Raw genomic sequence first — 21,499 nt, 5'->3', positions numbered from 1 at the left:
TCACGATGGCACAGGCGCTCAACGCGGCACTGCGCGATGCGCTGAAGGAGGACGAGCGGGTCCTCGTGTCCGGGGAGGACGTGGGCACCCTGGGCGGGGTGTTCCGCGTGACCGACGGGCTGACCCGGGATTTCGGCGAGGAGCGGTGTTTCGACACGCCACTGGCCGAATCCGGCATCGTCGGACACGCGGTCGGCCTGGCGATGGGCGGGTTCCGGCCGGTGGTGGAGATGCAGTTCGACGCGTTCGCCTACCCCGCTTTCGAGCAGATCACCTCCCACGTCGCGAAGCTGCGCAACCGCACCCGCGGCGGGCTGGAGCTGCCGATGGTGATCCGGATCCCCTACGCCGGCGGGATCGGCGGCGTGGAACACCACTGCGACTCCAGCGAGGTCTACTACACGCACACCGCCGGGCTGCGCGTGGTGACACCGGCGACGCCGCAGGACGCCTACGACCTGCTGCGGGACGCGATCGAATGCCCGGACCCCGTGGTGTTCCTGGAACCGAAGTGCCGGTACTGGACCAAGGACGAGGTGTCCTTCGGACGGGACGGCACCCCGTTCGACCGGGCGGTGGTGCGGCGACCCGGCACGGACGCCACGCTGATCGCCTACGGGCCGATGGTCGCCACGGCGCTGGAGACGGCGGAGGCGGCCGCCGCCGAGGGCCGGGACCTGGAGGTTGTCGATCTGCGCACGCTGGCCCCGGTCGACGACGAGACGATGACCGAGTCGGTGCGCCGCACCGGGCGCGCCGTGGTGGTGCACGAGGCGGCCGGGTTCTGCGGGTACGGCGCGGAGATCGCGGCGCGGCTGAGCGAACAGTGCTTCCACCACCTGCAGGCACCGGTGCTGCGCGTGACCGGCTTCGACGTGCCCTATCCCGCCCCGAAGCTGGAGCAGCACCACCTGCCCACGGTGGACCGCATCCTCGATGCCGTGGACCGGTTGCAGTGGGACGACGAGGTCGTGACCGCCGGGGGCGTGCACGGTGCCTGACTTCCTGCTGCCCGACCTCGGTGAGGGCCTCACCGAGGCGGAGATCGTGCGGTGGCTGGTGGAGGTGGGGGACACGATCACCGTCGACCAGCCGGTGGTGGAGGTGGAGACCGCGAAGGCGGCCGTGGAGGTTCCGGCGCCGTTCGCTGGGGTCGTCATGGCGCGGCACGGCGAGCCCGGCGAGGCACTGGAGGTGGGCAAGCCGTTGATCACCGTGGCAGAAAGCGCTTTCACCGAACCCGGCGTGGTGACCGCGGCTGAAGGGAGCGGGAACGTCCTGATCGGGTACGGCACGCCGAACGCGGCCCCGCGACGGCGCCAGAGGCGAGCGGGCACCGTGGTGCTGGACCGGCCCGCGGGGGCCGCCGGGGTCATCTCGCCGCTGGTCCGCAAGCTGGCCCGCGACAACGGCCTGGACCTCAACGGCATCTCCGGTTCCGGTCCCGGGGGCATTATCCGGCGTGCGGACGTGGAGGCCGCACTGGCGGAGCGGAAGGGACGCCGGGACGGTGACGGCGACCGGCGGGTTCCGTTGCGGGGACTGCGGAAGGTGATTGCCGACAAGCTCAGCACCTCCCGGCGGGAGATTCCGGAGGCGACGGTCTGGGTCGACGCCGACGCCACCGCGCTGTTGGCCGCGCGCGAGGCTCTCAACGCGGCGGATCCCGCACGCCCGGTCAGCCTGCTCGCGCTGCTGGCGCGGTTCACGGTCGCCGGGCTGCGGCGGTTCCCCGAGCTCAACGCCCGCGTGGAAGGGGAGGAAATCGTCGTGCTCGGCGCGGTCCACCTCGGTTTCGCGGCGCAGACCGAGCGGGGGCTCGTCGTGCCCGTGGTGCCCGACGCGGACCGGATGAGCACCCGCGAGCTCGGGGCGGCGATCGCGGCCCGCACGGCCGCGGCGCGCGCGGGGCAGCTGTCCCCCCACCAGCTCACGGGTGGCACGTTCACGGTGAACAACTACGGGGTGTTCGGAGTGGACGGTTCCGCGGCGATCATCAACCACCCCGAGGCCGCGATCCTCGGCATCGGGCGGATCGTGGCACGGCCGTGGATCGTCGACGGCGAGGTGCGGGCGCGGAAGGTGTGCCAGCTGACCCTGGCCTTCGACCACCGCGTCTGCGACGGGGGCACGGCGGGCGGGTTCCTCCGCTTCGTCGCCGACTGCGTCGAAGCGCCGGTCACCGCACTGGGAGACCTGTAGCCGCACGGACCTCTCGGCGCGCCGGACGAAGGTCCCCCTGCCGCTCGCGCTACTCCGGAGCAGCACCAGGACCGTTGTGCGGCGGGCGCTCCCGGCAAGGACGGTCGGCCGGGACCGCCCGAAATGAACCGAAGGCCCCACCGGAACACCGGTGCGGGCCACACCGTGGCCGCCGGCCGCCGAAAGCGGTGCCGCCGGTCGTCGTGCCCTGACCGGAGCTTCCGGGCTCCTGCTCCCGTGTCGGCTACACCGCTGCCGGAACCCGGGCGTTGTCCCAGATCTGCAGGACGTGATCGATGGCCAGCGACAGGACGTCGACGTCCACGCCGTCACGCGCCTCGGTGGAGATGCCCCACAGGAAGCTCTCCAGCGCGCACGCGAGCGCAGCCGGGTCCGTCTCGGGGCGGAGCTCACCGGTGCCGATCGCACGCTTGACACAGTTCTCGAGATTCCGCCGGACCAGGTCCCGGCGCGTGCGCAGGAGGTCCCGTGCCCGGTGGCCCGCATCCGATCCGGTGGTCGCGGCCAGGACGACGAGACATCCGGCGGGGTGCGCGGGGTCGGTCTGCATAGCGGCCGAGCGGCGCAGGACGCGTTCGACGGCCTCGCGGGGACTCAGTGCGGGATCGCCGACGTCGTCGGTGACCTGCCCGTAGGAGCCTGCGTAGCGACCGACCACGGAGTCGAACAGGGCTTCCTTGGAACCGAAGGCGGCGTAGAAGCTCGCCGAGGAGATGCCCATCGCCTCCCGCAGTTGCGCGAGCGTCGTGGCTTCGTAGCCGTGCTGCCAGAACAGGCGCAGCGCGGTATCGAGAGCTGAGTCGACGTCGAACTCTCGTGGGCGTCCGGTGCGTGCCATCTGCTACCCCTCCAATACTGCTTCACCGGAGAACACTACCGAAAACCGCGCCGATTTCCAGATCATGTGATCCAGAATTCATTGACTGCGGCGAGCCGGGCGGCGCAGACTTCTGGCATGGCTAATCCAGAAATCGCTGGCCGCTCGACGGTCAGCCCGCCGCGTCAAGCCACGCGTCCCGCCGGCTCGAGCAGCGGCCGGGACGGACCGCGCCTGCCGTGGTCCGCGCTCGCGGCCATGGCGCTGACCGGCTTCGTGGTGATCATGACGGAGACGCTGCCCGCAGGGCTGTTGCCCGAAATCGCGGCCGGCCTCAGGGTGAGCGAGGGCGCCGCCGGGCAACTCGTGAGCGTGTACGCGGCCGGGACCGTCGTCGCCGCGCTACCGGTGATCGCGCTGACCCGCGGTCTTCGACGCAAACCCGTCTACCTCGCGGCCGTCGCCGGGTTCGTGATCACCAACACCGTCACCGCGGTGTCGGACGCCTACGTGCTGACGCTGGTCGCCCGTGCGGTCGGCGGCATGTGCTCCGGTCTGCTCTGGGGGCTGATCCCCGGCTACACGCGAGGCATCGCCCCACCCTCCCGCGCCGGCCGCGCCCTGGCCGTGGCCATGGCCGGTGTTCCGGCCGCGCTGTCCGTCGGCACTCCGCTGGGCACGTTCGGCGGCACGCTCCTGGGATGGCGGTGGACCTTCGCCGCGCTGTCCGTCCTCGCGGTCGTGGCACTCGGATGGATGGCGTCGAGCGCGCCGGATGTTCCCGGCGCCAGCCGCGCCACGGCCAGGACTCCCGTCCTCAGGGTGCTGGGCACGCCGGGGGTGCGGCCAGGGCTCGCGGTCGTCCTCGGCTGGATGCTGGCCCACAACCTGCTCTACACCTACCTCGCGCCCTACTTGGCCGCCGTGGGCGGCCCCGGGCGGGTGGAGGTCGTCCTCCTCGTCTTCGGCCTCGCCGCACTGGCTGGGATCTGGGTCACCGGTCAGCTGGTCGACCGCGCGCTGCGGAGGCTGACCCTGTGCAGCCTGGCCGCTTTCGCGGGAGCCACCGTGGTGCTGGGTGTCGCGAGCCGGGTGACGCCAGTGCTCTACGCCGCCGTGGTCGTCTGGGGCCTGACCTTCGGCGGAGCGTCGACACAGCTCAACACCGCGGTCCTCAATGCGGCCACACCGCACGTCGACACGGCCGCGGCACTGGTCTCCACGGCGTGGAACCTCGCGATCTTCGGCGGCAGCGCCCTCGGCGCGATCCTGCTGGGCACCGCCGGTGCGGGCGCCTTCCCCTGGACTCTGCTGGCACTGGTCACCACGGCACTGGTGATCACCTTCGTGTCCCGGAAGCACGCCTTCACACCGGGGGTGCAACGGCCCGGCCCCACGTCCTGACCGCATGTTCCTGCCGCACACGAAAGGATCCACCATGACCACGACATCCCCGAACCCGGCGCGAGCCGGTCACCCGGTCGGCGGTTTCGGTTCCGTCACCGGAACTCCCGGCCTTCCGGACGGGTTCGCCGACACCTTCACCAGCCGCCTCGTCGACGTCGACGGCGTGCACCTGCACATCGTCGTCGGTGGCGAAGGTGCGCCGCTGCTGCTGCTGGGCGGTTGGCCGCAGTTCTGGTACCAGTGGCGTCTCGTGCTGCCCGCCCTCGCCCGGAACCACACGGTGATCGCGGTCGATCCCCGCGGTACCGGGCTGTCCGACAAGCCGCGCAAGGGCTATGACTCGGCCACCCTGGCCCGCGAAACCCACCAATTGATGAGGGTCCTCGGTTACGAGCAATTCGCGATGGTCGCCCACGACGTCGGCGGGTGGACCGCGTTCGCGATGGCCGTCGACGACCCCGGCGCCATCACGAGGCTGGTGCTCGCCGAGATGATCATCCCCGGTATCTCGACCTCGCCGCCCCTCATCGGCACCCGCTGGTGGAACGACTTCGAATGGCATTTCCCGTTCAACCGCGCCTACGACATCAACGAGAAACTCGTCGAAGGCCGCGAGCACCTCTACTTCGGCCACCAGTTCGCCACGAAGGCCGCGACCCCCACCGCCATCCCGGCGGCCGCGGTCGACGTCTACGTGCAGGCGCTGCGGATGCCCGGCGCCCTGCACGCCAGTTTCGAGTTCTACCGCGAAATCGACCAGATCCTCGAGCAGAGCGAACAGCGCAAGAAGCTCCCCCTCGACATCCCGGTGCTGGCGATCTCGGGCACCGACGCCGGTCTCGACGTCGAAGCCGAGATGCGCCCGGTCATCTCGGAGATCACCGGCGTCGTCCTGCGTGGGGGACACTACATCGCCGAGGAAAACCCCGAGGCCTTCCTCGATGTGGTCCTGCCCTTCCTCGCAGCGGACTCCGGCGCCGATCACGGATGAGCTGAAGGCCCGCCGGACCACGCCTGGCGTGGTCCGGCGGGCCTCGTCCCAGGTCGGCCGGTGCGGGAAGTAGTCGACCTGCCCGATCACCGCGATCAACTCCGCACTTCGGCACCGGCTGTGCGACGGGTCGGCGTCGTCGACGGGGAGGAAGCGGCGGTCGGCGGACGCGGTCTGGCTGCCCCTGGCCGCGCGGTGAACGGCCCGCCCCGGAACCGGCTACGCCCGCCGTACGCGGCCCGCTGACGCTGTCGATGGCTGATGCTCGCTGGCTCGGTGGCGCTGCGGCAGAGCGTGCGATGCCGGCTGGCTGCGGGCATCAGCGGGTATGCGAGACAACCACGTGGGCTGGTGCGCCGTGGTGCGCGGCCGGGTTCTGCCCGGGAGCTGTTGCTTGCGCGATCTCGATGCCGTCGTGCAGGTCGGATGCGCCGTCGAGGGCGGTCTGCGCCGACAGTGCGGCGAGGCCGAGTACGAGGGCGCCGGCCAGCATGGCGGCTGGCCTGGTGGGGGCCGGTGCCGCCAGCAGGGCGGACACCCGGCGGGGTACGGGACCACCGCTGGCGGCCAGGGCGAACGGGTGGGGCGTGCGGCCGGCGAGTGCGGCTTTCGCGACTGCCCGCGCGACGAGGCTGCGATCTCCGAGGTGGGTGGCCGCGGTTTCGTCGGCCCATCGTTCGAGGGCGAACGCGGTGGCGGTGCCGAGCGGGCGCAGCAGCGGGTTGAGGGCCGAGGACAGCGCCACGGTGATCAGGAACAGGTGGTGGCGCAGGTGCAGGTGGGCGCGCTCGTGGGCCACGTTACGGCGAACGAGATGTTTCCGACCTCGGGGTCTTCCAGGCGATTGAGGGCACGGGCCAGGGGCACGAAAATGAACCCTGCGCCCACCGGGCCCGCCCGGTGCACCAGACTGACGACGCCACCAGGTCGCACCACCCGAGCCATTTCGGCACGGCTTTTCCGAGATGCAGCACGCCCAACATCGACAATGCCGCGTCGAACTCGTCATCGCTGTACTGCAGACTGGTCGCGTCCATCACTTCCGCGGAACATCCGCGATAGGGCGACAAGCGCTGCGCCGCACGCCGGATCAATCCGATTGAAATGTCGGTCGCCCGCACGAGGTGTCCACGGTGGGCCGCTGTGACAGCCAATCGACCGAGGAAGCGCCTGGCTGATCAGGACCGAGGGACCTCCGCAGGAGCTCAAGCCGGGTGATGTCGTCCTCAGCCCCTCCGGCACCCCGCACGGGCCGAGTCACAAGCCTGGCCCGCTTGGCTCGGTCATGCGCGAATGCACCACTACCTCGAAGCGGCGCCCGGCGTGATCGCGGTATCGCCCGACTACGATCACAATCCGCAACTGTGGCCACTCGTCGATCTGCTCGCGAGCGAAACGACCGCAGTCGTCACCCCGGGAACGGGATGCTCCGGGCGTTCCCGGGCCTCGCTGCGCCACTCCGTCCACGACATCATCGCCACCCGGCGCGACCGCCCCGGGCGATCACGCGCCCTGTTGCCGGCGCCGCTCGCCAGGAACCCGATATTGAACGACGGCTGCACACCGGAGTCATTCGGGTGCTGAACCCCGGACCCGCGTGCCTCGCGCACCTGTTCGAGCTTGACGAGATCGGCCACCTCATCACGGAGGCACTGCGCCTGCCCGCCAGGTTGTTGGCTTCCCCGAGCAGTGGTCGAGCACATCACACCCGGCGGGTTCCGCCTTCCCGCGGGCACCACGGCCCGACCGGTACCACGCCCCCGGCCGGTTCGCCCCGGAGCGGGGGTGCCGCGCCCGCTACTTCCCGTTCGTGGCCGGACCCAGCGTCGCCGTTGGGTCGGCCGCCCTTCCCACCCGCACTTCCGCCGGTCGCGCCGCCTACGACCGCCGCGTCACCGGCGGTGCGGTTGCGGGCCGGCTCCCCGGCGTGCGCAAGGACGGGACGAGGTTCTCCGGCAGGAGGAGTTCCTCGAGTTCCGCCCGGTTGAGGAGACCGCGCTCGATGGCCACGTCGGATACACGACGGCCGGTCTGGACGGCCTCGGCCGCGATTTCCGCCGCCGCGGAGTATCCGATGCGAGGGCTGAGCGCGGTGACGATGCCGACCGAGTGCTCGGCCAGATGGCGCAGGTGCTCGGTGTTGGCGGTGATCCCGCTGACGCACCTGTCGGCGAGCGTCCAGCAGGCATTGGTCAGGTGCGCGATCGACTCGAACAGGCTGTGCGCGATGATCGGCTCGAACGCGTTGAGCTGCAGCTGCCCGCCTTCGGCCGCCAGGCTGATGGTGACGTCGTTGCCGACGACCTCGAACGCGACCTGGTTGACCACCTCGGGTACCACCGGGTTGACCTTGCCGGGCATGATCGATGAGCCGGCCTGCACCGGTGGTAGGTTGATCTCCGCCAGGCCGGTTCTGGGCCCCGACGACAGCAGCCGCAGGTCGTTGCAGACCTTCGACAGCTTCACGGCAGACCGTTTGACCACCCCGGAGAGCTGCACGAACGCACCGACGTCCTGAGTTGCCTCCACCAGGTCGGCCGCGGTGGTGACCGGTAGCCCGGTGATCCGGGCGAGGTGACCGCACGCGAGCTCGGCGTACGCGGGGTCGGCGTTGAGGCCCGTTCCGATGGCGGTACCGCCGAGGTTGATCTCGGCGATCAGCGCCGATGCCTCAAGCAGGCGTTCGGCGTCCTCGCCCAGCATCACCGCGTAGGTGCCGAACTCCTGGCCCAGGGTCATCGGGACGGCGTCCTGGAGCTGGGTCCGGCCCACCTTGAGCACGTGGGCGAACTCTTCGGCCTTGGTGGCGAACGCATCGGCCAGATGGAGCATGCCGGTACGCAGCCGGTGGACGGTGAACCGCAGGGCGACCTTGACCGCGGTCGGGTAGACGTCGTTGGTCGACTGGCTCAGGTTGACGTGTTCGAGCGGGTGCACGACTTCGTAGTCGCCACGCCGATGGCCCAGGAGTTCGAGTGCGCGGTTGGCGATGACCTCGTTCGCGTTCATGTTGGTCGACGTCCCGGCCCCGCCCTGCAGGACGTCGACCACGAACTCGGTGTGCAGTTCGCCGCGGCGGATTTCTTCACAGGCGAGCACGATCGCGTCGGCTTTCTCCTGATCGAGGAGCCCGAGCTGGGCGTTGGCGAGCGTGGCGGCCTGCTTCACGCATGCCAGGGCGACGATGAGGTCGGGATGGCTGCTGATCGGGATGCCGGTGATCGGAAAGTTCTCCACAGCACGCCGGGTGTGCACCCCGTAGTAGGCGGTCGCGTCGATGTCGACGGTCCCGAGCAGGTCGTGTTCGGTTCGCCGCGCGGTCGCGGGCGGGGGAGTGGCTTTCATGGCGCAGCGGTCGCTTCCTCGACGGGGGCCTGGGCGGCTATCCGCGCTCGGGCTTTGAGAGTTCCCCACCGGTAACACAGGAGCGCGATCACGGCGACGACGAGCGACCCCCACGGTTCCGCGAGGACGCCCAGGCCGCCGTAGGTCCCTAGGAAGGAGACCAGTACGACACCGGTGATGAACACCCCGAACCACAAGCCGTCCTTCACCTCTGCCAGGGAGCGCCGCTTCGGTCCGACGTGGTTGACGAGGAGGTAGACGACGAACAACGCGAGGATGATCAGGAAGCCGTCGCGCCCGTTGCGCCAGCCGGACCAGAACAACAACAACCCCGACACCACGAAGGACAGCCCCGCGACCGGGTACGCGTGCCGCAGCCACGGGCGGGTGTCGGCCCTGCCGGGATGCAGGTCGATCGTGCCCGCGGCCACCGAGGCGCCGGCGTACACGATGGCCAGGAAGAATCCGGCGACCTTCACCAGTTCGTGCCACGACTGGAACACGAGCAGGAAAAAGATCGCGACGGCGAGGTTCACCAGCAGGGCCCACCGGGGGATTCCGGATCCCCGGTGCACGCCGGCCACCGCCCCGGGCAGCATGCGGTCCTCGGCCAGGCCGTAGGTCACCCTCGCTTTCCAGGCGGTACTCGTGAACAGCGTGCCCGCCGGAGCGACCACCGAGTCGACGATGAGCAGTGTCGCCAGCCAGTGCATCATGAGCAGGACGGCGATCTGTGCGAACGGTGACGTGAAGTTCACGCCCGCCCACCCCGTTCCGCTGAGCAGGTCGCCTGGCACGCCCACGAGGTAGGCGATCTGCAGGCCGACATAGATGACGAGGACGGCGCCGACGGCCGCGAACAGCCCGAGTGGGACGTCCCTGCGTGGGTTGCGCGCCTCCCCGGACATCACGGCGGGCGTCATCACGCCGGCGAAGGCGAACAACAGGCCGCCACTCGTGGTCGCCGTCAACGCCGAGCCCGGTCCGTACGGCGCCCAGCCCCCGCCGAGTGCGATGTTGTCCGAGTCGAACCCGCTGTAGATGATGCAAACCACGGCCACGACCGGAACGACGACCTTGAAGGCCACCAGGACGTTGTTCAAGCGTGCCATCAGCACGACACCGAAGTAGTTCAGCGCGACGAAGAGAGTGAGGATCGCGACCGCCGCGGCCAAACCGAGGGGAGTCAGGTGGCCGTTGCCGAAGAGACCGGGCACAGAGGAGGAGACGTACTGGATGATGGCCGTCGTCTCGCCGGGCGTCGCCACCGATATCTGGACGAAGGCCGCCCAGCCGACGATCGCCCCGACGAACGGCCCCGAGGTCATCCGTGGCCAGCGGACGTTCCCGCCCGCCAGTGGCAAGGCCACACCGAGATGGGCGTAGATGAATCCGATGAGGACGGTGGCGCCGCCCGCGATGATCCACGAGACGATCGAGGCCGGCCCCGCGGTCTGAGCGGCGTAGTAGGACGCGAGCAGCCAGCCGGAGCCCATCATGCTCGCGAAGGTCATGGACGCGAGCGAGAACCAGCCCAGCTTCTTCTTCAGCCGGGCGTCATTGCTGACAGGTGTCGAGACGGAACTCATCGTTGAGCCTCTTCTCTAGCGCGGCAGGTGCCGCTCGATCGGCTGGTTGTGGTGTACGGATTGGACCGAGGAGAGTTCCCTGAGCGCGAACGACGGCCCCTCGCGACCGAGTCCGGCGCTGCCGTCGCCGCCGAAGGGCATCCCGTCGAACCTGGTGTCGGTGTCGTTGACCACGACGCTGGCGTGCGGCAGGACGGCCGCCGCCGTCGCCGCCGTGTCGAGGCGGCTCGTGAACACCGACGTCTGCAGGCCGCTGGTTCCGCGTGCGAGCGCGAGGGCCTGGTCCAGATCGTCCACCGGCCGGGTCGCTGTCACGGGACCGAAGACCTCCTCATGCCAGAGACGCGCGTCGCCGGGCACGTCCCGGAGCACGAGCAGTGGCCGATGCAGGCTCGAGAGCGCTTCTGGCCCCCGATACACCGGCGACGCACCCCGGTCGAGTGCGTCGGCGGCCAGCGCGTCCACACGGGACACAGCGGCAGTGTCGATCAGCGGGCCCATGTCGGTGGCGGGATCCGCCTTCGGCCCGCTCACGGTTTTTTCCAGCTGCTCGGACAGCAAACGGAGGAACTCGGTGTGGACCGGCCTTTCGACGAACACAGCTTGCGGGTGCAGGCAGTTCTGGCCGGCGGCACCCCGGGCGGCGTCGGCGAGCCGGGTCGCGGCAAGGGCGAGATCGGCGTCCCGGGTCACGATGGCAGGGGACACTCCGCCCAGTTCCAGCAGGATCCGCCGGGCCCCGGCGACGCGCTCGATCTCGCGTCGCAGTCGCTGTCCTCCCGTCGCGGTGATCGCCCGGACCCGCGGGTCCGACACGAGAGGGGGCACCACCGTCTTCCCCTCACCCAGGACGATCTGTAGTTGCGGGAGAGGGGTGCCGGCTCGCCAGAACGCGTGGCACAGCAGAAGTGCCGACACCGGGGTCCGCTCGTCCGGGCGCAAGATGGTGTGGTTGCCCGCGGCGAACGACGGTCCCACCTTGTGCGCGACGAGATTCAACGGGTCGTTGTACGGGGTCAGTGCCGCGACCACCCCGAGCGGCCGGTAGCGGTAGTAGCCGGTGTGGGCGCGGAGCCGGCGCGTGGAGTTCACCGGGATCAGCTGTCCGGCAACCGTGCGGGCCGCCTCCGCGCTGAGTTTCAGCGTCTCGATGCACCGGTCCACCTCGGCCCGGGCCTCACGGATCGTCTTGACGCCCTCGGACATGATCACGTGTGCGAACACGTCGAACTCGGCGGACACGATGCCGACGACGGCCTCGAGGATGCGGATCCGCTCGTCCAGTGGCAGCGGGACATCCGCGGTCGAAGCCGCCGTCACGGCCGCTTCGACCGCTCGGTGATCCTGCTGCGGCAAGGAGGCCACCGCGCTGCCGTCGTCCGGGTCGCGCACGATCAGCTCGTCATCGGCGGCGATGTCGGCAGTCTTCACCGCGGCCTCGACGAGCCGCGCCATCTCGGCGCGGGTCTCGTCATGGGAAGGGAAGGCCGTGGCCATCAAGGACGCCCGCTCGTCTCGAGTGCGTGGAGCACGTCCTCGACCAGGTCTTCCTCGTCTTCGATACCGGCGGAGAACCTGATGAGACCCGGATCGACGCCGGCGTCCCGGAGTTCCTGGGGGGTCATGGCCGCGCCCCACATCGCGGCCGGATGGATGACGAGTGATCCCACGTGACCGAGACTGGAGGCGTGCTTGGCGTACTTGAGGCCGGTGACGAACGCCGAGGCCGCCTCGAACCCACCCGCAAGCGTGAAGGACAGCATGCCGCCGAACCCGTTCATCTGGTGCGCGGCGATCTTGTGCCCGGGGTGGGTCTCGAGCCCGGGGTAGTTGACGGCGGACACGGCGGGATGGGTCGCCAGCGCCCGGGCCAGAGCGAGCCCGTTGGCGTTGTGCCGCGCCATCCGCACGGACAGCGTCCGCAGACCGCGCAGCAGGAGCCAGGCGTTGAACGGAGCCAGCACCCCGCCGAGGACCTCGTGCGTGTGCCAGATCCGGTCGATGAGCTCCTGGGAGCCGATCACCGCGCCGGCGAGCAGGTCCGAGTGGCCGCCCAGGTACTTGGTGCAGCTGTGCCAGGACAAGTCGCTGCCTAGTGCCAGCGGTTGCTGGTTCAGCGGGGTCGCGAAGGTGTTGTCGGTCGCGACGTAGGCGCCGGCCGCGTGGGCGATCTCCGCCACCGCGGGTAGGTCGGTGATCTCCAGCAGCGGGTTGCTGGGCGTCTCCAGCAGCACCAGCCGCGTGTTCTCCCGGATCGCGGTCTCGAAGCTCTCGGTCGAGGTCTGGTCGACGAAGGTGCACTCGACGCCGAGCCGCGGAAGCACGTTGTGACAGAGGTTGCTGACCCCCGCGTAGATGCTCCGCTGCACGACGACGTGATCGCCGGCCTGCACCAGTGCCAGTGCCAGCGTCGACACGGCCGACATCCCGGACGCGGTCATCAGTGCCCGTTCGCCGCCCTCGAGCTGCGCCAGGATCGCGGCCACCTGCTCGTGATTCGGGTTGCCCTTGCGGTTGTACATGTAGGGGTACAGCGGCTCCGTCGCCACCTGGGCCAGGACCTCGGTGCTGGGCAGTTCCCAGTTCGAGCCCTGCGCGATCGACGGGGTCACAGCCGCGTCCCAGTGGAGGTGGTCGTCACCGTGGATGAGCGAGGTAGTGATGTTCACGGTGCTGACGGTAAGACGAATCTGGCCTGATAATTAGAGGCCAGATGACAATTGCTGGTATGTTTTTTCCATGTCTGTCACCTCTAGATCGCAGGCTGCTCTGTCACTGGACCGGCTGGTACGCCTTCTAGGTCCTTGGCAGAGCAGGCCAGGGCCGCTGTACCGGCGAATGTCCGGAGCGCTGACGGACGCCATCCTGGACGGCCGTCTCGCGCCCGGGGATCGGCTGCCCTCCCACCGCCACATCGCGGAGGGATTCGGCCTGAGCCGCAGTACGGCGGTCAGGGTGTACGAGGAGCTGCGGCAGTCCGGGCTGCTCGACTCCCATCCGCGTTCCGGCAACTACGTCCGGCTCCCCGACGACTCCACCACCAGATCCGGCTCCTGGCTCCCCGCGGCGGGGCCGCTGCCGGGTCCCCTCGATCTGTCGAAGGCGACGACCCGTGCCGACGACGTCGTGGTGGAGGTCCTGGGGCGCGCCGCCGCCGACGTCGCGTCGTTCACGGCCCGTGACGGCTACGACGTGCTGGGCATTCCTGAACTGCGGAAGGCCGTCGCCCGCCGGTTCGAGCGACGGGGACTTCCGACCAACTCCGAACAGATCCTCGTCACCTCCGGCGCCCAGCATGCGATCGACCTGGTGACCCGTTTGCTGATCCAGCCGGGAGACGCCGTCCTGCTGGAGTCACCCGCCTACGCTGGCGTCATCGACCGGCTCCGGCAAGCGCGTGCCGACCTCATCGGTCTCGACATCAGCGAGACGTCCTGGGACGTCGAACGACTGGCCACCCTGGCGCGGCGCAACCGGGCCAGGGTGGCGTACCTGACACCGGACTTCCACAACCCGACGGGACGCCTGATGGGACAGGACGTTCGCGAGAACCTGGCCGAGTTCGCCGCACGCGAGAAACTCACGCTCGTCGTGGACGAGACCAACGTGGAGCTCGCCGTGGACGAGGACCTCGTGATGCCGGCCCCCCTGGCCACGTTCGCGCCGGCGCGGAACACGATCACCGTGGGGTCCCTGAGCAAATGCGTGTGGGCCGGGCTCAGGATCGGGTGGGTTCGCGCGGAGCCCACGACCATCCAGGCCCTCGCGAGCCTCAAGCTCACCTCGACCCTGAGCACGCCACTGCTGGAGCAGCTCGCGGCCGCACGTCTTTTCCTCGGAGGCGGTCTGGACACGTACCTGGTCACCCGGCGGCAGCGTCTGGCCCGCCAGCGCGAGCTGGCGCTTCAGAGCGCCCGCGCCCTCGGGCTGACCGTCAGCCGGCCGGCCGGTGGACTCTCGGGCTGGGCGATGCTGCCCTCCGGATCCAGCAGCGCCTTCGCCCAGCACGCGCTGCGGCACCAGTTGCTCCTGCTGCCCGGCACCCGCTTGTCGCCGAACGGTGTTCTGGACCGGTTCATCCGCCTGCCGTATTCGCTCCCGGAGCCGGAGCTGCGGAACGCGTGTGCTGTGCTCGCGAGCGCGTGGGAGAGCTACGCGAACAGCACGGAGGCGCTCCCGGTGTACCCTGATCCGATCGTTTGACCGCCGCACGGGGATCGGTGGTGGCGCGTGAGGCCGGCGTCGGCGACCGTGGCCACCCCGAACCGACGGCCGAGCATCGCGGCCGAATGGCGATCCCGTTTGGCGTCGGGAGTGATCGTCATCGTGCGGAACGAGGACCGCCCAGACGGTTGCGGCGTAGTTGATCCGCTCCGCGGTAATCGACGCGCTGGTCGAGGCGATCAACGAGGCACAGACGCAGCGGAGGGAAGCCGTCACCCGTCAGCCCCACGGAGGTTCCTGCACTGATCCGATTGCGTGAGTGAGGTCCGCCGATGTGGACTATCGACTTCGGGGCTTCGAAGAAGCTTTCGCCGCGATGGCGATCACTGCGGCCGTTGTGGTATTGGCGGTCATGATCTGGCTTGGTTTCGCGGCGCCGGCTGGCATCCACCGCCCTGGGATCCGCAGGGGCGTGCTTGTGATGCGCCCCGGGTTTTGTGCAGGCTGTGATTCCAGGAACGACACAGGGCATGCCGGCACCGGGGAAGTACAGCGATGAGCTGCGTGAATGGGCGACGCGGTTGGCACCGGAGGCGATCGCGGCCGAGAGGCAGTGGATGGCGGCGGTCGGCGATCCGCCGGGGGTCGCGGGCCGGCTGGATGTGCACCCGGAGGTGTTGCGGATGTGGGGCAAGCGCGCCGAGATCGACGGCACGGCACTCCTGACGGTTCCGCGCCCCAGCGGGTCGTTGAGGGGAAGAATCCCGGAACCGAGTCGATCTGCGTGGTCTTGAACGACGCGGGCGCACGGATCGCCCCGAGAACGTGTTGGGCAGCCGAGGAGCGTGCCCCGTCGAAAGGCCCGCGCGGGATGCGGAACTGCTCAGCTCACCGCGAGGAAACCTGAATTCGCACGCAGTTGTCGTGGTTCACCGCCCCCGAGTGGACCAGATCGCCAATGTGTCGTTGAGTCCACTGTGCTCGTTCGCTGGTCACATCCAAGGCACGGTCATCCCGCGTCATCAGCCCCACCGGACCACCGCTCGCGGCTCCGGGCGCACACCGTGGTCCTCCCAGCCGGCACCATCGGCGCCAGGTGCGCGCACCACCTCGCCGCACGAGACCGCAGCGTTGCTCGTGCCCGGGGAACACGGGAAAAGCAGCTCGAGGCGGTGGCGCTGCGACGGGGGCCTCGGCCCGCGCCTGGTGACCACGACGCTGTGGGCGCTTCACCGTGCTCCTCGACAGCCTGCGCTCCGGGGTCCAGAACGCGGGCTGGGCCAAGGGGAATCGCCGGTGAGGTGCCCCTCCGCGACCGCGCGTCCGCTCGCGCCACCTCGACGACCTGGCTGAGATCGCCTCAGCGGTGCGAGTCCGACTGCGCGAGTACCGCGACGGCTTGCTCGACGAAGGCGCTGGTGCGCGGGTTGTTCACGGCGGTGAGCCAGCAAAGAGCTGTCTCGGACGGCGGGAGATCCCGGATCGGGACCGCAACGACGTCGGGGTGGTAGTGGTGCTCGGTCCAGCCCTCCACGGTGGGATGGACGAGCTGCCCGAGGGCGACTTGCATGTTGATCTCTACGGCGGTTCCGAGGTTACCGACGGTGCGCTGCACCCGTCGGCCGGTGCCGGTGACGGACGGGATGAACGCCTCGGCGAACTCGGGGGGCTGTGTGGGGCCGAGGGTGCCCACCGGGCGCTCTCCGATCTCGTCGTAGTCGATCGATTCGCGGCCGGCCAAGGGATCGGTCGCCGCGACGAGCAGCACGCGTCGTTGCCGCACCAGCACGGGGCCGATCGTGAGGTCGGGCTGATCAAGTGGCAGCCTCGCGGTGTAGAGGTCCACCTGCCCGCTGCGCAAGAGCGCCAGTGGATCGGGTACCGAACCGACGTCGACGAAATGAACCGCGCAGGAGGGGTGGGCGGCGGTGAAGGCGCGCACGACCGCCGTCATCTGCGGGCCGGCGTTGAGCGAGTTGTTGTAGATGCCCAGCTGGACGGTGCCGACGACCGAGCTCGCCCGGTGCTTGCTGCGCTGAAGTGCCTCGACGAGGGCTGCGTACGCTTGCCCGACGTCGTCACGCACGACCTCGCCGAACGCGGTGAGGTGTACCGAGCGGCTGGTGCGTTCGAACAGTCTGCCGTCCAGTTTGCGCTCAAGCGACCGAATGGCCTGGCTGACCCGGGATTGCGACAGCAACAGGCGCGAGGCAGTCCGACCGAAGTGCCGCTCTTCTGCCAGGACCAGGAAGATTCGCAACTCCTGCAACTCCACCGAGATCTCCATCAATTACTGAGACTAATCGCTGCGTTGCGACAAGTCTCGTTGATCGCCCGCGCCGCCGGCGACAGACTTGCCCGGACCGACTTCGAAGGAGCAACAATGATCCTGGTGGCCACGGCCGGCAAGGCCGGAACCGAGGCGGCGCTGTTGTTGGCCAGTGCTGGGGCCGGTGTGCGTGTGCTTGTCCGCGACGTCGGGCGGCACGAGGGTCTGCGTATTCCCGGCGTCGAGCTCGTCGTTGGAGATCTGCGGGACTCGGCGATCGTCAAGGACGCCGTGACAGATGCCGACGGCGTGGTGCTGGTCAGCCCCGCGGCGCCCGGCGAGGAGCTCGGTGTCGTTGAAGCGACCGCCGCGGCCCGTGTCAAGCACGTGGTCAAGCTGACCCACATGGGATACACGCTCCTGTGGAGCAACGCCTTCATGCAGAACCTGCTCGCCATGGCACCGAGGACCGCGCAGACCGACAGCTTCGCAGCCTCCACAGGGAGGGGCCGAGTCGGACTGATCGATGCTCGTGACGTCGCGGCCGTGGCGGCGCGTGTGATGTCCGACCCCGGTGCCCACGCGGGCAAGACCTACTGGCTGCGGGCCCGCAGCTGCTGTCGTACCCGGACATCGCCGACGTCCTGTCCGATGTGCTGGGCCGCAGGATCACCTTCACACCCCGGTCGCATGAGGAGGACGTCAGCGCTTTCCGCGCAGCGGGTCTGCCGCTCTCGGCAGCCGAGAACAACGCTCTGGCGTTCGAGCTGATCGCCGACGGCGATACCCCCTGGCTCTCCGACGACCTGACGGCACTACTCGGTCGCCCTGCCCGCGCGTTCGCGGGCTTCGCCCGTGCGCATGCCGCCTCCTTCACTGCTACCTGATGGCGTTCCGACGCGGCCTACCTGCCGCTCACCAACCGCCTCCGTCGCAGTTCCCCCGTTCGTTCTCCGCCTGAGGAGCTTCACGTGTCCGAACCGTCTCCTGCCGAAACCATCGTTGTCGCCACGTTCCAGGCCAAGCCTGGCCGTGGTGCCGAGCTGCTCGCGGAGTTCTCCGAACTGAGCACCGAGGTGCTTCGCGACGAGCCCGGCACCCTCCGCTTCGCGCTGTACGTGGAGCCCGACTCCGATCCGCTTCGACTTACGCTCATCGAGAAGTACGCCTCTCCCGCCGCGTTCCAAGCACACCTCGACGGTGCGCTCGTCGGGCACCTGCCGCGGTTGATGGATCTGCTGGCCAGCGGCCCCGATCCGGTCATGCTGAAGCCGGCGGAGCTGACGATCACCGGCGACGACACCCACACCGCTCGGCTGCGGATATAGCTGGATCGAACTCGCGGGCACCGTTGCGGCCGTGACCCAAGCACCGCAAGCCGTTGGCCATGTCGTCACCGGCCGCCCGCTCACGGCCGACTCCCGTGCTCCACCCCACGGGAAGAAACCGTTGCCCTGCAAGGGCCCGCTCAGCCGTGGCGCGGTGGCACCTCCGCGGGGCGCCCGCGAATAGGTCCGCTCCGTCCGGGTATGCGGTCGGTCGCCGGGTTCCGCCGCGGTTGGAGGCAGGATGTCAGACGATTCGAACGACGAACGCGCAACTCTGCCCCTGCGGTCCCAGGCCGGCAGCCGGGACGAGCCGGAACTCGAGGAGGCGTTCGACCGGATCATCGCCGAAGGGCGGGACCGGCTGGGACGTCCGTTGCTGCCGTTGCTGGCCACCGGCCTGCTCGGCGGCGTCGACGTCGCCGTGGGAGTGCTGGCTTACCTGGTCGTCAAGCACGAGACCGGCCAGCCGCTGCTGGCGGCCGCCGCGTTCACGATCGGGTTCATCGCGCTGCTTCTCGCGCGCAGCGAGCTGTTCACCGAAAACTTCCTGGTGCCGGTGACCGCTTTGGCGTCCGGTACCGGTTCCTGGCCACGGTTGTTCCGGTTGTGGCTGGTCACCCTCACCGCGAACCTCGCCGGGGGTTTCGTGATGGCCGGCATGATCGTGGTCGCGCTGCCCGGCCTTCGCGACACCGCCGCCGCGACCGGCGACCACTACGCGACGCTGGGCGTGTCCTGGAGCTCGCTGTTCCTGGCCGTGCTCGCGGGCGCGGTGATCACTCTCATGACCAGGATGCAGCACGCCACGAACGACATGGGGGTCAAGCTCGTCGCGGCGGTGGCCATGCCGTTCCTGCTCGTCGGGGGGCAGCTGTTCCATTCGGTGCTCGACTCGATCCTCATGTTCGCCGGGCTGCTCGGAGGCAGGGCGCACTACTCGTGGGCCGACTGGGCCCTCGCGCTGGCCTGGTCCTCGCTGGGCAACATCATCGGGGGCATCGGACTGGTCACCTCGATCCGGCTGCTCCGGGTGTCCCACCGGGTCGAGGAGGCCCAGCAGGAGGCCCGTGGAGGGACCTGACCCGGGGTGCCCGGTCAGCCGGGCGTCATCGGAGCAACACCCGGGAGGATTACGCGGAGACGGGACGGGTATGTGCCGGGAGGGGGCCCCAGAGGCCGTTCGACCACAGGTCGGAGGAGAAGCCGTGCGTGCGATGGTCTACCGCGGGCCGTACAAGGTCCGTGTCGAGGAGAAGGACGTTCCCGCCATCGAGCACCCGAACGACGCCGTCGTCCACGTCACCCGGGCCGCGATCTGCGGCTCGGACCTGCACCTGTACCACGGGATGATGCCGGACACGCGGGTCGGCATGACGTTCGGGCACGAGTTCGTCGGCGTCGTCGAGGAGGTGGGCTCCAGCGTGCGGAACCTCGCACGGGGGGACCGCGTGATGGTGCCGTTCAACATCTTCTGCGGGACGTGCTGGTACTGCGCTCGGGGTCTGTATTCCAACTGCCACAACGTCAATCCCAACGCCACCGCTGTCGGCGGCATCTACGGCTACTCGCACACCTGCGGCGGGTACGACGGGGGGCAGGCCGAGTACGTGCGGGTGCCGTTCGCCGACGTGGGGCCCGCCGTCATTCCCGGCTGGATGGACGACGAGGACGCGGTCCTGCTCACCGACGCGCTCGCGACCGGGTACTTCGGCGCGCAGCTCGGCGACATCGTGGAGGGGGACGTGGTGGTGGTCTTCGGGGCCGGCCCGGTGGGCCTGTACGCCGCGAAGTCCGCCTGGTTGATGGGGGCGGGCCGGGTGATCGTCATCGACCACCTGGAGTACCGGCTGGCGAAGGCCCGCACGTTCGCCCACGCCGAGACGTACAACTTCAGCGAGTACGACGACATCGTCGTGCACCTGAAGAAGATCACCGGCTACCTCGGCGCCGACGTCGCGATCGACGCCGCGGGCGCCGAAGCCGACGGCAACTTCGTGCAGCACGTGACGTCGGCGAAGCTGAAGCTCCAGGGCGGCTCGCCGGTGGCCCTCAACTGGGCGATCGATTCGGTGCGCAAGGGCGGCACCATCTCGGTGATGGGTGCGTACGGGCCGGTGTTCAGCGCCGTGAAGTTCGGGGACGCCCTCAACAAGGGACTGACGCTGCGGATGAACCAGTGCCCCGTGAAGCGGCAATGGCCGCGGCTGTTCGAGCACATCCGCAACGGTTACCTGAAACCCAGCGACATCGTCACCCACCGCATCCCGCTCGAGCACATCGCCGAGGGCTACCACATGTTCTCGGCGAAGCTGGACGGCTGCATCAAGCCCCTCATCGTCGCGGGCAGCTGAAGGAAGGAAAGGTGCCATGACCTACACCTCGGAACGACCGCCGCTGCCCGAGACGAGTGACCAGCTGCGCGCCCGGATCCCGGGCTGGGGCGCCGACCTCGACCCGAAGGACCGCCCGTCGGTGCCCAAGCTGCAGTGGCAGGAGGACCGCACCGGCGCGCACTGGGAGTTCCCGGAGCGGCAGCCGGAGAAGTGGCCCCGGGAACGGTCGATCGAGCACGAGTTCCTGACCCCGGTCTTCGGCACTTCGTGCCCGCCGAGGGGTTTTTCGGGGATGCTGCGGAAACTGTCCTACCGGAAGTACAGCGAGGGCCGCGCGGCGCACTGGCTGCTCCTGCTGGCCGCGGACCGGGTGGACGCGTGGGAGAGCCACGCCCGTTCGCTGCTGACCCTGCGTCCCGACAACCCGGTCACGCAGACCGGCGTGCTCAGCGAGTTCTCCCGGCACGGCGTGTCCTCGCGGTTGGGGAAGAAGCGCGCGGACGTCAAGCACCAGATGCTGGACCCGGTCATCGTCGCCGGGCCGTGGGTCCTGGCGGGCGGGCTGGTCTTCGCGGCCATCAGGAGGACGCTCCGGCGCGGGGGCCGGTGATCCATACCGGCGGCCGGACGGCCGGGACCCGGCCTGTGGCGGCCGCCTTCCGGCGTCCATTGTGGACAACTGCGGCCGTTCTCCCGGCCCGCGCGGTGGGGGAGGAGCGAGCCGCCCTGGTCGTCCTGCGGCACACTCCGTCCCCGCCGGGCACCACCTCACCGGACCGCGGGCGCGGGTCACGTCACAGGACCGGCGTGCCGCCGGTAACCGCGATTCGGGCTCCGGAAACGTAGCTGGCCTCGTCGGAGGCGAGCAGCACGTACACCGGGGCGAGTTCGGCCGGCTGGCCTGCGCGGCCCAAGGGCACTCAGTGTGAGGGTGTGGATGGGCTGTGGCTTGGTGGTTATGGTCCGGTTTGGTTGCGTGGTGACTGGCAAGGGCGCTGCCGCCGTGTGGGGTTGGCTTGGCCAGGAAGTGTCC

At 69.6% G+C, this 21,499-nt stretch carries 21 protein-coding genes; 12 read left to right on the top strand and 9 right to left on the bottom strand.

Annotation, left to right across the window (positions count from 1 at the left end; translation table 11 throughout):
• The first annotated feature begins 5 nt into the window (after positions 1-5).
• Both BMZ92_RS31680 and BMZ92_RS31675 read left to right on the top strand, forming a co-directional pair.
• Positions 6-1,001 (top strand): alpha-ketoacid dehydrogenase subunit beta, encoded by a 996-nt coding sequence (locus tag BMZ92_RS31680; RefSeq protein WP_091515305.1) that lies wholly within the window; start codon positions 6-8, stop codon positions 999-1,001.
• Positions 994-2,202 (top strand): dihydrolipoamide acetyltransferase family protein, encoded by a 1,209-nt coding sequence (locus BMZ92_RS31675; RefSeq protein ID WP_091515202.1) that lies wholly within the window; start codon positions 994-996, stop codon positions 2,200-2,202. The genes BMZ92_RS31680 and BMZ92_RS31675 overlap by 8 nt, the downstream gene beginning before the upstream one ends.
• 244 nt (positions 2,203-2,446) lie before the next feature.
• Here the strand turns inward: BMZ92_RS31675 and BMZ92_RS31670 are convergent, their stop codons facing one another.
• Positions 2,447-3,061 carry a TetR/AcrR family transcriptional regulator gene (locus BMZ92_RS31670; RefSeq protein WP_091515199.1) on the bottom strand — a complete coding sequence of 205 codons (615 nt, stop codon included), beginning with the start codon at positions 3,059-3,061 and terminating at the stop codon, positions 2,447-2,449.
• A 117-nt stretch (positions 3,062-3,178) separates the two neighbouring features.
• Between BMZ92_RS31670 and BMZ92_RS31665 the strand changes: the two genes are divergently transcribed.
• Together BMZ92_RS31665 and BMZ92_RS31660 are read left to right on the top strand one after the other, a co-directional pair.
• The gene (locus tag BMZ92_RS31665; RefSeq protein WP_091515196.1) at positions 3,179-4,444 is read left to right on the top strand and encodes an MFS transporter; all 1,266 of its coding nucleotides are present in this window, start codon (positions 3,179-3,181) and stop codon (positions 4,442-4,444) included.
• A 34-nt stretch (positions 4,445-4,478) separates the two neighbouring features.
• On the top strand, positions 4,479-5,438 hold the full coding sequence (locus BMZ92_RS31660) for an alpha/beta fold hydrolase (RefSeq protein WP_091515193.1): 960 nt from the start codon (positions 4,479-4,481) through the stop codon (positions 5,436-5,438).
• Between the two features lie 319 nt (positions 5,439-5,757).
• On the opposite strand, the gene BMZ92_RS31655 is transcribed toward BMZ92_RS31660, so the two are convergent.
• Entirely contained in the window at positions 5,758-6,237 is a 480-nt protein-coding gene (locus BMZ92_RS31655) for a hypothetical protein (RefSeq protein WP_245783375.1), read from the bottom strand.
• A 1-nt stretch (position 6,238) separates the two neighbouring features.
• The gene (locus BMZ92_RS38895) at positions 6,239-6,592 is read right to left on the bottom strand and encodes a class I SAM-dependent methyltransferase (RefSeq protein ID WP_143249990.1); all 354 of its coding nucleotides are present in this window, start codon (positions 6,590-6,592) and stop codon (positions 6,239-6,241) included.
• Here BMZ92_RS38895 and BMZ92_RS38890 point away from each other — a divergent pair.
• Together BMZ92_RS38890 and BMZ92_RS37085 are read left to right on the top strand one after the other, a co-directional pair.
• Positions 6,592-6,765: a cupin domain-containing protein gene (locus tag BMZ92_RS38890; protein ID WP_091515304.1), complete on the top strand. Its 174-nt coding sequence runs from the start codon at positions 6,592-6,594 to the stop codon at positions 6,763-6,765. The two genes, BMZ92_RS38895 and BMZ92_RS38890, sit on opposite strands and share 1 nt — an antisense overlap.
• Complete coding sequence (locus tag BMZ92_RS37085; protein WP_143249989.1) at positions 6,732-7,022, top strand: hypothetical protein; 291 nt, start codon at positions 6,732-6,734, stop codon at positions 7,020-7,022. Before BMZ92_RS38890 ends, BMZ92_RS37085 begins: the two co-directional genes overlap by 34 nt.
• Before the next feature lie 294 nt (positions 7,023-7,316).
• Here BMZ92_RS37085 and BMZ92_RS31645 read toward each other — a convergent pair whose 3' ends face one another.
• From BMZ92_RS31645 to BMZ92_RS31630, 4 genes are read right to left on the bottom strand one after another with little or no spacing between them, the layout of a single operon-like run.
• The gene (locus tag BMZ92_RS31645) at positions 7,317-8,783 is read right to left on the bottom strand and encodes an aspartate ammonia-lyase (RefSeq protein WP_091515191.1); all 1,467 of its coding nucleotides are present in this window, start codon (positions 8,781-8,783) and stop codon (positions 7,317-7,319) included.
• Positions 8,780-10,372, bottom strand: a complete 1,593-nt coding sequence (locus BMZ92_RS31640; RefSeq protein WP_091515188.1) for an APC family permease — start codon at positions 10,370-10,372, stop codon at positions 8,780-8,782. The genes BMZ92_RS31645 and BMZ92_RS31640 overlap by 4 nt, the downstream gene beginning before the upstream one ends.
• 15 nt (positions 10,373-10,387) lie before the next feature.
• A complete protein-coding gene (locus BMZ92_RS31635; RefSeq protein WP_091515186.1) occupies positions 10,388-11,869 on the bottom strand; it encodes an aldehyde dehydrogenase family protein in 1,482 nt (493 codons plus the stop codon).
• Entirely contained in the window at positions 11,869-13,041 is a 1,173-nt protein-coding gene (locus BMZ92_RS31630) for a trans-sulfuration enzyme family protein (protein ID WP_091515184.1), read from the bottom strand. Before BMZ92_RS31630 ends, BMZ92_RS31635 begins: the two co-directional genes overlap by 1 nt.
• 169 nt (positions 13,042-13,210) lie before the next feature.
• On the opposite strand from BMZ92_RS31630, the gene BMZ92_RS31625 reads away from it, so the two are divergent.
• Positions 13,211-14,575: an aminotransferase-like domain-containing protein gene (locus BMZ92_RS31625; protein WP_177228959.1), complete on the top strand. Its 1,365-nt coding sequence runs from the start codon at positions 13,211-13,213 to the stop codon at positions 14,573-14,575.
• 1,321 nt (positions 14,576-15,896) lie between these two features.
• Here BMZ92_RS31625 and BMZ92_RS31615 read toward each other — a convergent pair.
• A complete protein-coding gene (locus tag BMZ92_RS31615) occupies positions 15,897-16,823 on the bottom strand; it encodes a LysR family transcriptional regulator (protein WP_091515178.1) in 927 nt (308 codons plus the stop codon).
• A 96-nt stretch (positions 16,824-16,919) separates the two neighbouring features.
• On the opposite strand from BMZ92_RS31615, the gene BMZ92_RS31610 reads away from it, so the two are divergent.
• From BMZ92_RS31610 to BMZ92_RS31590, 5 genes are all read left to right on the top strand, one after another.
• Entirely contained in the window at positions 16,920-17,576 is a 657-nt protein-coding gene (locus BMZ92_RS31610; RefSeq protein WP_245783374.1) for an SDR family oxidoreductase, read from the top strand.
• Between the two features lie 200 nt (positions 17,577-17,776).
• The gene (locus BMZ92_RS31605) at positions 17,777-18,133 is read left to right on the top strand and encodes a putative quinol monooxygenase (protein WP_177228958.1); all 357 of its coding nucleotides are present in this window, start codon (positions 17,777-17,779) and stop codon (positions 18,131-18,133) included.
• A gap of 241 nt (positions 18,134-18,374) precedes the next feature.
• A complete protein-coding gene (locus BMZ92_RS31600) occupies positions 18,375-19,214 on the top strand; it encodes a formate/nitrite transporter family protein (protein WP_091515173.1) in 840 nt (279 codons plus the stop codon).
• A 133-nt stretch (positions 19,215-19,347) separates the two neighbouring features.
• Positions 19,348-20,484: a zinc-dependent alcohol dehydrogenase gene (locus BMZ92_RS31595; protein WP_245783383.1), complete on the top strand. Its 1,137-nt coding sequence runs from the start codon at positions 19,348-19,350 to the stop codon at positions 20,482-20,484.
• A gap of 16 nt (positions 20,485-20,500) precedes the next feature.
• Entirely contained in the window at positions 20,501-21,076 is a 576-nt protein-coding gene (locus tag BMZ92_RS31590) for a hypothetical protein (protein ID WP_091515168.1), read from the top strand.
• A gap of 184 nt (positions 21,077-21,260) precedes the next feature.
• Here the strand turns inward: BMZ92_RS31590 and BMZ92_RS31585 are convergent, their stop codons facing one another.
• Positions 21,261-21,386: an SDR family oxidoreductase gene (locus BMZ92_RS31585; RefSeq protein ID WP_281245242.1), complete on the bottom strand. Its 126-nt coding sequence runs from the start codon at positions 21,384-21,386 to the stop codon at positions 21,261-21,263.
• Positions 21,387-21,499: the final 113 nt, after the last annotated feature.

It is taken from the genome of Amycolatopsis sacchari (assembly GCF_900114035.1).
GTDB classification, from domain to species: domain Bacteria; phylum Actinomycetota; class Actinomycetes; order Mycobacteriales; family Pseudonocardiaceae; genus Amycolatopsis_E; species Amycolatopsis_E sacchari.
Note: the sequence above shows the minus strand (reverse complement) of the source record. Positions and strands in the feature narration are given on the sequence as shown.